Source organism: Agrobacterium sp. DE0009 (assembly GCF_007680755.1).
GTDB lineage: Bacteria > Pseudomonadota > Alphaproteobacteria > Rhizobiales > Rhizobiaceae > Agrobacterium > Agrobacterium tumefaciens_B.
This window is the reverse complement of record NZ_VEIU01000001.1, coordinates 1200422-1215367: the sequence shown is the minus strand read 5'-3', so window position 1 is coordinate 1215367 and position 14946 is coordinate 1200422. Positions and strand designations below refer to the sequence as shown.

Below are 14946 nucleotides of genomic sequence, written 5' to 3'. Positions count from 1 at the left end.
CTTATATCGCCCTGATGATCTTGCGCATCTCTTCGGACCGCGCCCCGAGCATCAGCACGTTTTTCAGCGCTACCCGCGGGTCGTGGGTCTGGAATAGCAGGCCGCCGCGATGGAAGGAGGTATCGACCGCCACCGGCCGGTCCGGAAGCGTGTTGATCGCAACGGCGAAATACATGCGGGAATACCGCGCATCGATGTTTTCGAAGAAGTTGTCGTTGCCGCTCAATTCGGCAAAGAAATTCGCGAAATAGAAGGACCAGAGGACATGGCGCTCCGCATCGAAACTGGTCTTCGCCGCCGTGACGTGACAATAGCCAAGATGCGGACGGTCGTTCAAAAGATGGTGGAAGACCATTTTGGGGAAACGGATGGAGTCGTGAAAGGCGTTGAGGCGGCTGTGTGTGGCATCGGCCGCCGCCTCGAGCTTGCGACCGGTCAGTGCAGCCACTTCCTCGTGGCTGTAATAGACGCGTTCGCGCGGCAGCCAGCGTTCCTCGTAACGGCTTATACGGCCGGTGCGCAGAAAGTCTGAATGCGCCGTTTTCGATCGAATGGGTGTGATCGAATGCCTGCTCGCATCGAAATAGCGTATGCGTGTCGCCTTCTCCACCGGAAGCGTCCCCGTTGCTGTCGATGCGACAAGATAGTTTAGGGCGCGTTAATACTCCGTTGCGCGCCGCCTCCCGTTTTCTGTCGGGTGAACGGCAACGAGCGCGACATGATGCGTCATATTGCGACGTTATCTGCGGCATTGAATAGCCGCCGGATTTCCCGGCGGAACAGGCTTCAGACGGGGAATTGCGCATGTCGCAATTTGTCGCCAATGCGGAAGGTAATGTCGCTGTTTGTGCTGCCGCAAATGACCGCCGGTGTTTAGATGAGGACATGGTTCCGCAACCCCGCAAATGGTGCCGGGCAAAGCGGTTTGATCGAGGATTTGGCCATGGAATTGCGTGATACCGTATTGCGCCAGCTGAAAAACCGCCGCGAAGGCTTCAGCCTGGAACAGCCCTTCTACACGGACCCGGATTACTTCAAGCTCGATATGGAGACGATCTGGTATCGCGACTGGCTGTTTGTCGGCCATGACTGCGAAGTGCAGAAGTCCGGCAGCTATTTCACCGTGCAGGTCGGCGCCTATTCCGTCGTGATCGTTCGTGGTCGCGATGGCCAGATCCGCGCTTTTCACAATTCCTGCCGCCATCGCGGGTCCCGTGTCTGCACCACGCAGAAGGGTCAGTCGGCCCGTCTGGTCTGTCCTTACCACCAGTGGACCTACGATCTCGACGGCAAGCTCCTCTTCGCGCGTCACATGGGCGAGGAATTCGACAAGGGCGATTTCGGCCTGAAGCCGGTCGCCTGCGAGACGGTTGCCGGTTACGTCTTCATCTGCCTTGCCGATCAGCCGGCGGATTTCGAGCCGATGCGCAAGGAAGTCGAAAGCTACATGGCGCCGCACCGCATCTGGGAGGCGAAGGTTGCCCATGAGAGCACCATCATCGAAAAGGGCAACTGGAAGCTCGTCTGGGAAAACAACCGCGAGTGCTACCATTGCGCTGCAAACCACCCGGAACTCTGCCGCACCTATCCTGAAAACCCCAGCGTGACGGGAACGGATGGCGGCGCCAGCGACCCCGAAATCGGTGGTCACTGGGCTCGCTGCGAGGCCGCCGGCCTGCCGAGCCGTTTCAAGATCGACCCCAAGGGCCAGTTCCGCGTTGCACGGATGCCGCTGATCGGTGAGGCCGAAAGCTACACCATGTCCGGCAAGCGTGCCGTGCGTCGGCCGCTGTCTGACGATGTCAGCATAAGCCACATCGGGGCTCTGCTGCTGTTCCATTACCCGACGACGTGGAACCACTTCCTCGGCGATCACACCATTTCCTTCCGCGTGCTGCCGCTGAGCGCCACGGAAACGATGGTCACCACCAAATGGCTGGTGCACAAGGATGCCGTTGAAGGCGTGGATTACGATCTCGAAGACCTGACCCACGTCTGGAACGAGACCAACGACCAGGACCGCCGCATCGTCGAGGAAAACGCCTTCGGCATTCGCTCGCCTGCCTACGAGCCCGGACCATATTCCATGGAAGACGAAGGCGGGGTGATGCAGTTCGTCAACTGGTATGCCGATTTCATGGTCGACCGGCTGTCCGGCGACAAGGCCCGGCTCTCGGCTGTAGCGTAATGTGAAGATGAATATGGTTGTGACGTACAAGCACATAGACGAGATGAAGCCGTGGAGCGACAAGCTCCAGCTGCTGGAATGCATTTCAGTGACGCCGGAAACACCCGACGTTATGACGTTTCTGTTCCGCTCCGAGGATCAGAACTGGTTCCGTTATCTGCCGGGCCAGTTCGTCACACTGGAATTGCCCGTGGGTGCGGAGCCGCTTTACCGCACCTACACCCTGTCTTCCAGCCCGTCGCGGCCCTATGCGCTCTCGGTCACGGTCAAGGCGCAGGCCACCAGCATTGGCACGCGCTGGATGTTCGACAATCTGAAGCCCGGCATGAAAATCCGGGCGCTCGGACCGCTTGGCGACTTCTCCTACGTTAAGCACCCCGGCGACAAATATCTCTTCATCTCGGCCGGTTCCGGCGTCACGCCGATGATGTCGATGGTGCGCGATATGAGCGACCGCGCCCCACAGAGCGACATCGCCTTCATCAACTGTTCGCGTACCCCCGGCGATATCGTCTTCCGGCATGAGCTGGAATATCTCGCCCGCTTCATGCCGAACCTGTCGCTCGGCTTCATTGTCGAAAAATGTGGCCGCACCGACCTCTGGTCCGGCCTCAAAGGCATGGTCGACAAGGCCAAGATCGCGCTTCTGGCGCCCGATTTCATGGATAGGACCGTCTTCTGTTGCGGGCCGGAACCGTTCATGGCCGCCGTCCGCTCGATGCTCGACGCCTCCGGCTTCGATATGAGCCGGTTCCATCAGGAGAGCTTTGCACCGGCCGCTCCGGTGTCGGTCGGAGAAACAGTTCTCACCGGTGCTGATGGCGAAGCTGTGTCGATGGTGGGTTTCACGCTTTCCGGAAAGGAGCTGGCCTGCCAGCCAGGGCAGACGGTGCTGATGACGGCGCGCGCCGCTGGCGTGCGCATCGGCGCTGCCTGCGAATCCGGCATCTGCGGCACCTGCCGGGTGCTGAAGCTCTCCGGCGAAGTGGAGATGAACCATAATGGCGGCATTCTCGATGAGGAAATCGAGGAAGGCTACATTCTTGCCTGCTGCTCGCGGCCGTTGACCGACGTCAAGGTGGAGGCCTGACGCCACCGGCGTCTCGCTCCATCCTCTTGTACCCGGATAGTTAGCTGGAACCAAATTTTCCGAAACTCGTTTGCACGTCATCGAATTCTTTTCGGGCGGGGGGCTCCCTGATCTCCGACTAGAGCACGGTGAAAGGCGCTGACAAAGGCGTCAAAGCAAATGGAGGAAGATCATGCTGAATTTCCGGACAACGAGCGTCGCTACCGCGATAGTCGTGTTCTTCACTAGCTTCACGCCATCGCAGGCGTTCCAGGTACCGGTTCCGATGACCAAGCCGGCTGTCGCGACTGAAAACGTCGTGCCGGTCCAATATCGTGAATGGGATCGCCGCCGCCATTGGGATGGCCGCCATATGCGTCGCCCGCCTCCGCACCGCGACGGCTTCTATAATGGCCACCGCGGCTATCGCGACCGTCGCCCGGGCTACCGTTACCACAATGGCTACTGGTTCCCGCTTGCTGCTTTCGCTACAGGCGCCATTATCGGCGGCGCGATGCAGCAGCCGCGGCCGGCCTATGGCGGCAGCCATGTGTCGTGGTGTCAGAACCGCTGGCGCTCTTACCGCGCCTATGACAACACGTACCAGCCGAACAGCGGTCCGCGTCGGGTCTGCGTCTCGCCCTACAGCCGCTAATTGCAAAAGCAAAAGCCCGGTTTTCACCGGGCTTTTGTCTGCGCCCGCAAACGCCGGGTTTTTGATAAACGAAGCGTGATCGGGCCGTTAATCGTAGGTTCAGCCATACGTCCCTAGGCTGTAGAGGTATACGACGCCGCCCGTACAAAGGCGGAAAACAGAACAACAGAAATTCACGTCTTACGGCCTGTCGACCGTCGTGAATGGAGGAAGTCAGATGAAAAGCTATGTGAGGAATATACTGGCTGTCGGTCTTTCTGCAATCGTGGTTGCAGGGGCGATTGTGCCGGCAGAAGCGGCCATGCCGCTGCCGGCGGCGCCGAAGGCAGTCGAAACCACCGGCAATGACGCCAGCAAGAATATCGTCAACGTCCAATACTGGCGCGATCGCGATGGCTGGGGTGATCGACGTGGCTGGTACCGCGGCCATCGTGGTTACCGGGATTACCGTCCGGGTTATCGTCACCACGACGGTTACTGGTTCCCGCTTGCAGCCTTTGCAACGGGCGCCATCATTGGCGGCGCTATTTCGCAGCCGCGCGAGGTATATCGCCCGGTGCCCGAATACCGTCCGCGTCCGGTGTATCGCGAATATCGCCCGGTCCGTCGCGGCGGTCTCAATCAGGCGCACGTCAACTGGTGCTATGGCCGCTATCGGTCCTACGATGCCTATAGCAACACGTTCCAGCCCTATCATGGCCCACGCCAGACCTGCTATTCGCCTTACGGCTGATAGACTGGCGAACCAGAATTGAAGAAGCCGCTCGGTCGTCCCCGGGCGGCTTTTTGCTGTCAGAGGATGCGCGCGCGCTTCAACGCAAACCATGCCAGCGCCACTGAAATGACGATGAAGATACTGGCCGGCATGGTGCCGCCCGTGCCGACCGTGAACGGCAGTTCATCCGTGTTCATCCCGAAAAAGCCTGTTACCAGCGACGGCGGCAGCAGAAATGCGGTCATCAGCGACAATATATAGAGATGTCGATTGGTTTCTGACGAGAGTTTGGAATCGATTTCTTCGTGCAATAGTCGTGCCCGGTCCTGCAGCGCGTAAACGTCGTGGTCGACAGCTTCCAGCCTTCCCATCAGGCGGGAGGCGACGTCCTCGAAACCAGCGGGCATTTCGTCCACGTCAGCGGCGGAGGCACGCCGCATCAAAGTCAGCACGGTGCGCAAATGGCGGTGCAGACGAACCACCGTACGGCGTAGCGGCGCAAGCCGGCGGCGCTCGTCTCGGGTCTCGCTGTCATAAACAAGATCTTCGATGGCGTTCAGCTCTTCCGTCGTCTCCATCACCAGATTGATGAGCGAGCGCTGGAATTCGGCGACGAGACCTTCAAACACATGCGAGGGTGTCAGGTAACGATTGGAGTTTTTGTCGATTGCTGCCTTCAACCGGTCTACCGAATGCAGCGGCTGCAGGCGGGTGGTGATGATGAAGCGATCGCTCACGGCAAAATGTAGCCAGCCGAAATTGCGCGTTTCCTGGTCGAACTCCCGCTGGAAGTCGACCAGCGTGCCATAGAGAGATTTCTCCTCCACGACGATGGAGGGATGTGTCTCATGGGTGGTGAGGCTCGCCCTTGCGGCTGGGTCGAGGCCGACGATGGTTTCAAGAAAGCCCGCAACGCGCTGGTCGGCGAGGTTGAGATGCAGCCAGTAGAACCCCTCATATCCAGCCATCTCCTCGAAACCGGCATCGGGCGCCATCCGCCGGCACGGGGCGTTGCCTGGATGGAAATGATAGGCCCAGACAAGGCCGGGAATGGCAGGTGTTATGAGGTCCATCGTGACAGTCCTGACCGGCTGAATGGAAAGAGGGGAGGCGTCGTCGTTCCGGTCGTGGGGCGGCAGCGGCGAGGCGCTTGTCTGCGCATGCTGAGCAAATTCACATGACAGTTTTATAACAATCCCCTCGAAGTCGCGGGAATTTTCAAATTGACGTTTACGTAAAAATCATTTAGCCCGAAGTCAGTAGCAGGATACAAGAGCTTCGGGAGGACGCAGCATGTACAGCGCGCCGGTGGATGATATCGCCTTTACACTCAAGCATGTAGCGGGTCTTGAAGACGCGCTCTCGCAGGGTGTGCTGGGAGACCTCAGTGAAGATCTCGTCGATGCCATTCTTCAGGAAGCCGGTCGTTTTGCCACGGGAGAAGTTGCACCGCTTGCGGATATCGGTGACCGTCAGGGCGCGACGCTTGCAGACGGCAAGGTCACAACGGCTGACGGTTGGGCTGATCTTTATCGCCGCTGGGCAGAAGCGGGCTGGAACAGCTTGACCGCGCCGGAAGAATTCGGCGGCCAGAACCTGCCGCATATGCTCAACGTCGCAGCGCTTGAAATGTGGAATTCCGGCTCGATGGCCTTTGCGCTGGCGCCGACGCTGACAATGGGCGCGGTGGAGGCCCTCATCGCCCACGGCAGCAATGATCTCAAGCGCACCTATCTGCCAAAACTCGTGTCCGGCGAGTGGACCGGCACCATGAACCTTACCGAACCGCATGCGGGATCGGACCTTGGCGGGTTGAAGACGCGGGCGGAAAGAAACAGCGACGGTACCTACCGTATCTTTGGCCAGAAAATCTTCATCACCTGGGGCGAACACGACGCGGCCGATAATATCATCCACCTCGTTCTCGCCCGCCTGCCGGATGCACCGGCGGGCACGCGCGGCATTTCGCTTTTCCTGGTGCCGAAGTTTCTGCCCGATGAAAACGGCGCGCCGGGCGGCCGCAATGACCTGTTCTGCCACTCGCTGGAACACAAGCTTGGCATTCACGGCTCGCCCACCTGCACGATGATTTTCGGCGATGGCAAATTTGGTGATCAAAAAGGCGCGCTCGGCTGGCTGGTCGGCGAGGAGAACAAGGGTCTTGCCTGTATGTTCACCATGATGAACAACGCCCGCCTTGCCGTTGGCATGCAGGGCGTGGCGATCTGCGAAGCGGCGACGCAGAAGGCGGTCCAATACGCAAAAGAGCGCACGCAGGGCAAGGCGCCCGGCTGGCAGGGTTCCGGCATGAGCCCGATCATCGAACATCCCGATATCGCCAGAACCCTTCTGACGATGAAGGCACTGACACAGGGATCACGGGCGATTTCTTTCAGCTGCGCACACGCCATTGACATGGCACATGCCAGCGAAGACGCCCGGCAGCGCGCTCACTGGCAGGAGCGCGCTGCCCTTCTTACCCCGATTGCGAAGTCCTTCTCGACAGATGCCGGCGTCGATGTCGCGTCCATGGGCATTCAGGTGCATGGCGGCATGGGCTTCATCGAGGAGACGGGTGCTGCGCGGTATCTGCGGGATGCCCGCATCGCGCCGATCTACGAAGGCACCAACGGCATTCAGGCCATCGATCTGGTGCTGCGCAAGCTGCCGCTCTCCGATGGCGCGCAGGTGCGCGGCTTCATCGCCGAACTGCACGAGATCGCTGCCCGGACGGCCGCTTCGAACCGCGACGATCTCGGCGAAACGGCCCGCTATCTCGAAACAAGCCTGACCGATCTTGAATCGACGACCGACTGGCTTCTCGATCGCATGAAGGCGGGCGAAACCGAAACCGCACTTGCGGGCGCGACGGCCTATCAACGTCTCTTCGGGCTGGCGCTCACTGGTGCCTATCTTGCCAAGGGGGCTTTGGCCGCCGTCGATGATGGCAGGGGCGCACATCGTGCCGCGCTATGCCGTTTCGCGGCGGAAAACCTGCTGGCGGAAACCGCAGCGCTGAAGGACCGTGTAGTCTCAGGGGCTGGAAGCCTTGCCGCTGCGCGCTCCCTCTTGGCGTAAGGAGTTTCAGATGTCGGACGATCACATTCTTATCGAGCCGGTTGGCCATGCGCCCGAGGTTCTGACCATCCGCTTCAACCGGCCCGAGAAGAAAAACGCCATTACCGATGCCATGTATTTGCGCATGGCTGAGGCGCTCAACGCCGCCAATGCCAATCCCGACATCCGCGTCGTTGCCTTTCTCGGCACGGAAGGCTGCTTTTCTGCCGGCAACGACATGGCTGATTTCCTCGCCTTCGCTATGTCGGGCGGGAAGGGCAAACTCGCGGCGCTCGACCTTCTGAAGGCGCTGGTTGCCTTCGAAAAGCCGCTGGTTTCCGGCGTGGACGGGCTCGCCATCGGCATCGGCACGACGCTGAACCTGCATTGCGACCTCACGGTCGCCTCCGGCCGCAGCCTGTTCAGGACGCCCTTCGTCGATCTCGCGCTCGTTCCGGAAGCGGCCTCCAGCCTGCTTGTGCCGAAACTCATCGGACACCAGCGCGCCTTCGCCCTGCTTGCGATGGGCGAGGGCTTTTCCGCCGAGCAGGCGTTGCAGGCGGGGCTGATTTGGAAGGTCGTCGCGCCCGAACACGTCGAAGCGGAAACGCTGGCGCTCGCCACCCGGCTTGCCGCCAAACCACAGCAAGCGCTGAAGATCGCCCGCGATCTCGTGCGCGGCAACCGGGACGAGATCATGGCACGCATCGAAGAAGAAGGTCGCCATTTCGTCGCGCAGCTGCAAAGCGCCGAAGCACGCGCTGCCTTCGAGGCCTTCATGCGGCGTTAAGCCACTAGAAGACGATAAGTCGCTCTCTGCTGGGAGCGCGCCGCAGGTTTCTTCTCCCCGCCGGGGAGAAGAAACAGTCGGCATCGTCGAGTGTTTGAAGCCGCTGTCTTTGCGCACGCCTATTATGTATGGTCGGTGCAACCGGTCCAGCAAAGCCGGATCACAACCTCCGTCCGAAGGCTTCTCGCATGCGTCACGTCGTTTTCGCCCTGTCCGTGTTTTTTTCCGCCGCGACTGCCGCAGGGGCAGCAGCGATCACGCCGTTGCCGGTTGCGAGTAACAACGTCATTCTGGCGCAGTCTTCGGACGAGGACAGCCCGAATTTCTATTCCCGCAACACTCGCGACCCCCAGCGCCGCGCACAATTTGTCTGCGTCATCACCCCGCCCGATAGCGCCAATCGCCGTCGGCCCTATGTGTGCCCGCTGGAGCGCGGGCGCGTTGGCGGCGCCTGCCGCTGCTCCGGTGTGGTCGGCAGCGGCACGGTCGATACGGCCTGGTGATTATTTCTCCAGCGTCGCCACCGCTTCCACATGCGGCGACCACAGAAACTGGTCGACCGGGGTCACGCGCGTGATGCGATAGCCGCCCTCCGTGAGGATGGCGAGGTCGCGCGCCAGCGTCAGCGGATTGCAGCTGACGGCAACGATCTTCTTGACTGTGCTGCGCGCCAGTTCCTTGCACTGGAACTCCGCGCCGGCGCGCGGCGGATCGAACACGACGGCGTCATAATTCTTGAGTTCGCTTGTCATCAGCGGCCGGCGGAAAAGATCGCGCTTCTCGACGCTGACGGGTTTCAGACCCTGCGTGTTGCGGGCGGCGAAATCCAGCGCCTTTAACGGCTTGTCTTCAGCCTCCACGGCATGCACCCTGCCGATGCGCGCGAGCCGCAGCGCAAAGGTGCCGGAACCGCAGAAGAGATCGGCAATGCGTTTGGACTTGCCGACATGGGCAAGCACGAGTTCGGCCATGGCGTCTTCGGCCTGTTTGGTCGCCTGCGTGAAGCTGCCGGCGGGCGGCGATACCGACACGCCACCGAACTCGATAATCGGTTTTTGCGGTTCGATCAGGATTTCCCCTGAGAGCGAAACGCGGGCAATGCCGCGCATTGCAAGAACCGTCTCCGTGAGCGTCCGGCGCTGCTTGTCACTGACCGACTTGATGCCCTCGACAGCGATATCGAGGCCTGAAAGCGTTTCGAGAACCGTGATGCGGAACGGTTCGGCGTTCGCAACTATGGAAAGACCGATGGCTTTGATAGCATCCAGCCGGGAGACGATGCCCGGCGATGTGACGGGACATTCCTCAATGGCGACGATGTGATGGCTGTTCGCCTGGCTGAAACCAAGCAGCAGGCCCTTCTCGGTCTTGCGGGCGGCAAACACCGCGCGGCGGCGCTCGCCGGGACGACAGATGACGAGATCCCCGACATCGGGCGTCAAGCCCTTCGATTTTAGCGCCGAAACGACCAGTTCCCGCTTAAAGGCATGGTAAGGCTGGTCTGCGAAGTGTTGCAGGGAGCAGCCGCCGCAGGTGCCGTTCTTGCCATCGGGGCCGAAGTGGCGGCAGGCAGGCTCGCGCCGGTCCGCGGAGGCTTGCGTAACCGACATGACGGCGCCCTGGTCCTTTACCTTCGCGATCGCGACGGTTTCACCCGGCAGCGTGAAGGGCACGTAGACCGGCCCTTCGGGACAGTGGGCGATGCCATCGCCCTGCGCGCCGAGGCTCTTGATGGTAACGGTCTGCGTGCTCATGGCTTTTCGCCTCCGAGAAGAAATTCGACATTGCCATCGCCACCGGCAATCGGCGACGGAATGAGGCCGAGGCTTTTCCACCTCATGTCCTCGATAAGCCAGCGTTCCAGCTCCGCCGCCACGGCGGGCGCGGTTTCCGGTTCTTTCAGAAGCCCGGCCTTGCTGATGGCGTCCCGTCCGGCCTCGAATTGCGGCTTGACCAGCAGGACGGCGAGTGCACCCGGCTCGGCAAGTTCGAGTGCCGGGGCAAGAGCAAGCTTCAGCGAAATGAAGGACACGTCCGAAACAATGAAGCCGACCGGCCTTTCATCGATATCCTCGGCCGTCAGAAACCGGGCGTTCAACCCTTCGAGACTGGTGACACGTGGATTGTTTTCGATCCTTGGGTGGATTTGGCCGTGGCCGACATCGATGGCGACGACATGGTCTGCCCCGCGCTCCAGCAGCACCTCGGTAAAGCCGCCCGTGGATGCGCCGACATCGAGACAGTCGCGGCCGGAGGGATCGAGGCCGAAATGATCGAGCGCTGCAACAAGCTTGAGCGCGGCGCGCGACACATAGGCCTGCGCCGGGTCGCTGATGGCGATTTCGGCATTTCCGGCGACAGCCTGGCTGGGTTTTGTAACGATCTTGCCGTTGACGCTCACGGTGCCGCGCGACACCGCGTCGCGCGCGCGCGAGCGGCTGGCAAAGTGGCCGAGCGAGACGAGAAGCTGGTCAAGCCGTTCATTTTCAGGTGTTTTGGACATGGTCCCGTGTCAATGACCGCCAAACTTCGCCGATGCAAGCGATTTATCACGCCCAGGCGCCTTCAGCGCCTGCGCGACCGCCCTATGCGGCTTTTGCGCCGCAAAATCCGCATATCAGATTAATCCAATATAAAGGCTTGTATTGCAGGGTGTGGCCAGGCCCGTGCGGCCCTTCGGAACCCGCCATGATGGCATCTTCTCCCATTCCTGAAATTGCGACCTTTGCCGCGCAGCCTCTTGCTCGAAGGCATCGGGTCGCCGAGAGAGTTTGCGATGTCGCTGAAAAATCTCCCCATTAACCTGAAGCTCATAGCCACCTTCTGTGCCTTGATGGGCGTGTGTCTGCTCGCGTCCGCGGTCGTGTACTGGCAAACGCTGGGGAGCGAGCGTGTCGCGATCGAGAGCAACCGCACCAACACCATCATGCATGCCGTGGATGGCGCCACCGCCGCGATGCTGGAGCAGGCGGTCAACCAGCGCGGCTTCCTGCTGTTTCGCAGTGACAGCACCTATAATGATGTCTTCGCCCAGCGCGACATTATGCTGAAGAAGCTCAATGAAGCGCGCGCCCTGGCCGCCGGCGAGCCCGAAATTCTGAAATCCATCGACGATATGGAGAAATCCGCAACCGTCTTCTTCAAGGAACTGGCGGAACCCCAGCTCGCTGCCCGCAAGACCACTGAAGCACCGATTTCCGAGATCATCGAAATCGGTCGCAACCAGGCGAAAGGCCAGCTTGACGGCTTCCGCGCGGCCGCTGCCAAAATCAAGGAACAGCTGAACACCCTCTCCACCGGTTATGCGGTCGAACAGCAGGCTGCCGCGCGCAATCTGGAATATGCGCTTCTGGGCGGCGGTGCCGTTGCCGGCCTTCTTGCTGTGATCCTGATCTGGGCGCTGTCGCGTTCCATCGTGACGCCGATCGTCGGCATGACGGCGGCCATGAGCCGGCTTGCCGATGGCGATCTCACCACGGAAGTTCCCGCAACGGATCGCGGAGACGAAGTCGGCAAGATGGCAAAGGCCGTGATGGTCTTCAAGGAAGCCGGACTTGAGAAAGCCCGCCTTGCCGGCGAGACGGATCGCATGCGCTCCGCAACCGAGGCGGAACGCCGCCGCAACGAGGAAGAAAAGGCGCGCGACGAGGCCGCCAGCGCCTTTGCCAGCGCCGAGCTCGGCAAGGGTCTCGCCGCACTGGCGGATGGCGATCTTTCCTATCGCATCGAAACACCATTTGCGCCTGCGATCGATCCGGTGCGCGTAAACTTCAACAGCGCGGTCGAAAAGTTGCAACAGGCACTGCGCACGGTCGGTGAAAACGCCGCCGCCATCAATGCCGGCGCCGCCGAAATGCTCTCCGCCGCCGACGATTTGTCGCGCCGCACCGAACAGCAGGCGGCCTCCATCGAAGAGACCGCCGCGGCGCTCGAAGAAGTCACCACCACCGTTCGTGATAGTGCACGCGGTGCGGAAGATGCCGGCAATCTGGTCCAGCGCGCCCGTGCAGGTGCTGAAAAGTCGGGTGTTGTCGTTCGCAAGGCCGTCGCCGCCATGCGCGAAATCGAAAAATCGTCTGGCGAAATCGGCAATATCATCGGCGTTATCGATGACATCGCCTTCCAGACAAATCTGCTCGCGCTGAACGCTGGTGTGGAAGCGGCCCGCGCCGGTGATGCCGGCAAGGGTTTTGCGGTGGTTGCGCAGGAAGTTCGCGAACTGGCGCAGCGCTCGGCCAATGCCGCCAAGGAAATCAAGACACTGATCGGCGCCTCCAGCCAGCAGGTGGAAAACGGCGTCAATCTCGTTGACGAAACCGGCAAGGCTCTCGAGCTCATCGTGTCGGAAGTCGAAGAGATCAACGCCCATGTGAGCGCAATTGTCGTTGCCGCCCGCGAACAGGCGACGGGCCTTCAGGAGATCAATACGGCCGTCAATACAATGGATCAGGGCACGCAGCAGAATGCGGCCATGGTGGAACAGCAGACCGCTGCCAGCCATTCGCTGGCCCGCGAAGCGCAGGCGCTGAACAGCCTGCTTGGCCAGTTCAACATGGGCGGCGCCCGGATGGCCGTTGCAAGTGCCGGTAACGGTGCCGGCGGATATTCCGCTCCGCGCCAGACTTCGGCCAAGCCTGCCTTCCAGCCTGCGTCTGCCGCGCCGGTCCGCAAGGCTCCGGTTAAGTCCGCCTCCGCAACCGCAAGGCCCGTCGCATCACCCGCCCGCGCACTCGGCCAAAGCCTCGCCCGCGCCTTCGGCGGCGGCTCAGAAGCGCCGGCTGCCAAGGAGCAGGACTGGACGGAGTTTTGAGCGCGGCTTCAGATTGAACCGACGGATCGGGGGCCGAAAGGCCCCCGTTTTGTGTCGGCATTTTCAAATTGAAGGTCATTAGGCGCGCTGTTGCCGGAACATCCGTGCAAAGAAAATCTCATCCGACAGGCGATGAAGCAGGGCAGAGATGACTGCGGTGGCGGCGACAGCGAAAACGAGGCGCCCGAGAAGCACGCCATAGACATCCGCGCCGAGCGACATCACGACGAGCGTGTCCTCAATCACGCTATGGGCAAACCCCATGAGGACGCAGGACAAAAACACCTGCCGGGGTGATATCGCCCCCGATTGCGCCTCGCGGATCAGGAAACCCGCACCATAGGAAATGCCGAGGAACAATCCGATAGCCGTGAGATGTTCGGCCTCGCCGCGAATGCCCGCAAGACGCAGGAGGGGCGACAGAGCTTTCATCATCAATGCCAGAAGGCCGGTGAGCCTCAGGAGTTCAAGCCAAAAAGAAAGGGCGAGAAGGATGACGAGCATCCAGAGCATTGTTTCACCGAGACCAAGCAAATAGGCGGGCCAATCGGGCGAAGCACTCATCGCAATCCAGACAGGACTTACCGGACCTGATAACCAGCCTGTCCCTTGCAGAAGCTGGTGCAGGAGAAAGGCATAGATCAACCCGCCACCGACACGCAGCGTCGTGGTGATCAGCACGCCCGGGCCGGCCCTTTCGATGATCTTCTGTTCGATGGGCAGACCATGGGCGAACAGGATGAGCGCAGAAAAAACGGTGATATCCGCAGAGGTTAGCGAAGATACGGGGACAAGCGTGAAGATAAGCGGTACGGCCCCCCAGATACCGATCAGCATCGCGGTCAGCCATGCGAGACCAAGTTCCGGCGGCAGGCCGATGAGGCTCATGACCGGCGCAAAAGCGGGCGCCACGGCTTCGATCGCTCCCATCCGCGACAGCACTTCGGTCGCAATCGCAATCGGAACGGTGATGCGCAAGAGGAGCCAGTAGATGACAAACGTTTCCCGCATTGTCTTCCAAAGCAGCGGCATTAGTGACATGTGAACCTCTCCGAGACCTGTTTCCATTCACTAACCGCAGCCCATTCGCATTTGCGGTCAAAGATTGCAGCTTTATGCAATTTTATTGCAAAGATGATGTTGGACGATAGGATGCCGTTCATGGATCGGATCGACCGAAAATTGCTCAATCTTTTGCAGAGTGATGCATCACGTACCAATGTGGAGATGGCCGATGCGGTGGGCCTGTCCGCGTCGAGTTGCCTGCGGCGCGTCCAGCGGCTGCATAAATTGGGTATCATTGATCGTATCGTGGCCATTCTCAACCCGGCAAAGGCGGGACGCGTCCTCAAGGCGCTGGTGACCGTGGAGCTGAAACAGCACGGAGAGCAGCAGATGCGCCGCTTTCTGGACCTTGCGAGCGCTGAGGAAGCGGTCTCGCATGCCTACGCGGTGACCGGCGAAACAGACGTGGTGCTGATGCTGCGGCTGCGCGATATGGAAGAATATGACGCCCTCTGTGACCGGTTGTTCCGCGACCAGAATAATGTAGCGCGCTTTTTTACGATGGTCGTTATCAAGACGGCGAAAGAGGAAACAGCCATCAGGATTTGAAACCGGTGGCATACAGCGGGGAATGTCTTTTAATTTCAAGGAACCGAA

14 protein-coding genes are annotated in these 14946 nt (G+C 60.6%); 9 read left to right on the top strand and 5 right to left on the bottom strand.

The genetic code is table 11. The features are described from left to right. Position 1 precedes the first annotated feature (1 nt). Positions 2-610, bottom strand: a complete 609-nt coding sequence (locus FS804_RS06235) for a DUF6656 family protein (RefSeq protein WP_063947743.1) — start codon at positions 608-610, stop codon at positions 2-4. Between the two features lie 333 nt (positions 611-943). Between FS804_RS06235 and FS804_RS06230 the strand changes: the two genes are divergently transcribed. From FS804_RS06230 to FS804_RS06215, 4 genes are all read left to right on the top strand, one after another. Further along, the gene (locus FS804_RS06230) at positions 944-2188 is read left to right on the top strand and encodes an aromatic ring-hydroxylating dioxygenase subunit alpha (protein ID WP_063947814.1); all 1245 of its coding nucleotides are present in this window, start codon (positions 944-946) and stop codon (positions 2186-2188) included. A 7-nt stretch (positions 2189-2195) separates the two neighbouring features. Then, the gene (locus FS804_RS06225) at positions 2196-3278 is read left to right on the top strand and encodes a hybrid-cluster NAD(P)-dependent oxidoreductase (protein ID WP_144575642.1); all 1083 of its coding nucleotides are present in this window, start codon (positions 2196-2198) and stop codon (positions 3276-3278) included. Positions 3279-3450: 172 nt separating this feature from the next. Then, on the top strand, positions 3451-3912 hold the full coding sequence (locus FS804_RS06220) for a BA14K family protein (RefSeq protein WP_144575640.1): 462 nt from the start codon (positions 3451-3453) through the stop codon (positions 3910-3912). Between the two features lie 217 nt (positions 3913-4129). Further along, positions 4130-4645, top strand: coding sequence for a BA14K family protein (locus FS804_RS06215; RefSeq protein ID WP_144575638.1), 516 nt, complete (start codon positions 4130-4132; stop codon positions 4643-4645). Between the two features lie 59 nt (positions 4646-4704). Here FS804_RS06215 and FS804_RS06210 read toward each other — a convergent pair whose 3' ends face one another. Then, a complete protein-coding gene (locus FS804_RS06210) occupies positions 4705-5700 on the bottom strand; it encodes a transporter (RefSeq protein WP_144575636.1) in 996 nt (331 codons plus the stop codon). A gap of 220 nt (positions 5701-5920) precedes the next feature. Between FS804_RS06210 and FS804_RS06205 the strand changes: the two genes are divergently transcribed. The 3 genes from FS804_RS06205 (at position 5921) to FS804_RS06195 (ending at position 8977) form a co-directional block, all read left to right on the top strand. After that, positions 5921-7705 (top strand): acyl-CoA dehydrogenase, encoded by a 1785-nt coding sequence (locus FS804_RS06205; protein WP_144575633.1) that lies wholly within the window; start codon positions 5921-5923, stop codon positions 7703-7705. Positions 7706-7715: 10 nt separating this feature from the next. After that, positions 7716-8474 carry a crotonase/enoyl-CoA hydratase family protein gene (locus FS804_RS06200; RefSeq protein ID WP_144575631.1) on the top strand — a complete coding sequence of 253 codons (759 nt, stop codon included), beginning with the start codon at positions 7716-7718 and terminating at the stop codon, positions 8472-8474. Positions 8475-8662: 188 nt separating this feature from the next. Then, entirely contained in the window at positions 8663-8977 is a 315-nt protein-coding gene (locus FS804_RS06195; protein ID WP_144575629.1) for a hypothetical protein, read from the top strand. On the opposite strand, the gene FS804_RS06190 is transcribed toward FS804_RS06195, so the two are convergent. Beyond that, on the bottom strand, positions 8978-10228 hold the full coding sequence (locus FS804_RS06190) for a class I SAM-dependent RNA methyltransferase (protein WP_144575627.1): 1251 nt from the start codon (positions 10226-10228) through the stop codon (positions 8978-8980). It abuts the gene before it with no gap. Further along, entirely contained in the window at positions 10225-10977 is a 753-nt protein-coding gene (locus tag FS804_RS06185; RefSeq protein ID WP_144575625.1) for a TlyA family RNA methyltransferase, read from the bottom strand. The genes FS804_RS06190 and FS804_RS06185 overlap by 4 nt, the downstream gene beginning before the upstream one ends. A gap of 273 nt (positions 10978-11250) precedes the next feature. Between FS804_RS06185 and FS804_RS06180 the strand changes: the two genes are divergently transcribed. Then, positions 11251-13284 (top strand): methyl-accepting chemotaxis protein, encoded by a 2034-nt coding sequence (locus FS804_RS06180; RefSeq protein ID WP_144575623.1) that lies wholly within the window; start codon positions 11251-11253, stop codon positions 13282-13284. A 78-nt stretch (positions 13285-13362) separates the two neighbouring features. Here FS804_RS06180 and FS804_RS06175 read toward each other — a convergent pair whose 3' ends face one another. Continuing rightward, positions 13363-14316: a nucleoside recognition domain-containing protein gene (locus FS804_RS06175; RefSeq protein ID WP_371417843.1), complete on the bottom strand. Its 954-nt coding sequence runs from the start codon at positions 14314-14316 to the stop codon at positions 13363-13365. 129 nt (positions 14317-14445) lie between these two features. On the opposite strand from FS804_RS06175, the gene FS804_RS06170 reads away from it, so the two are divergent. Next, on the top strand, positions 14446-14898 hold the full coding sequence (locus FS804_RS06170) for an Lrp/AsnC family transcriptional regulator (protein ID WP_144575619.1): 453 nt from the start codon (positions 14446-14448) through the stop codon (positions 14896-14898). The last annotated feature ends 48 nt before the right edge of the window (positions 14899-14946 follow it).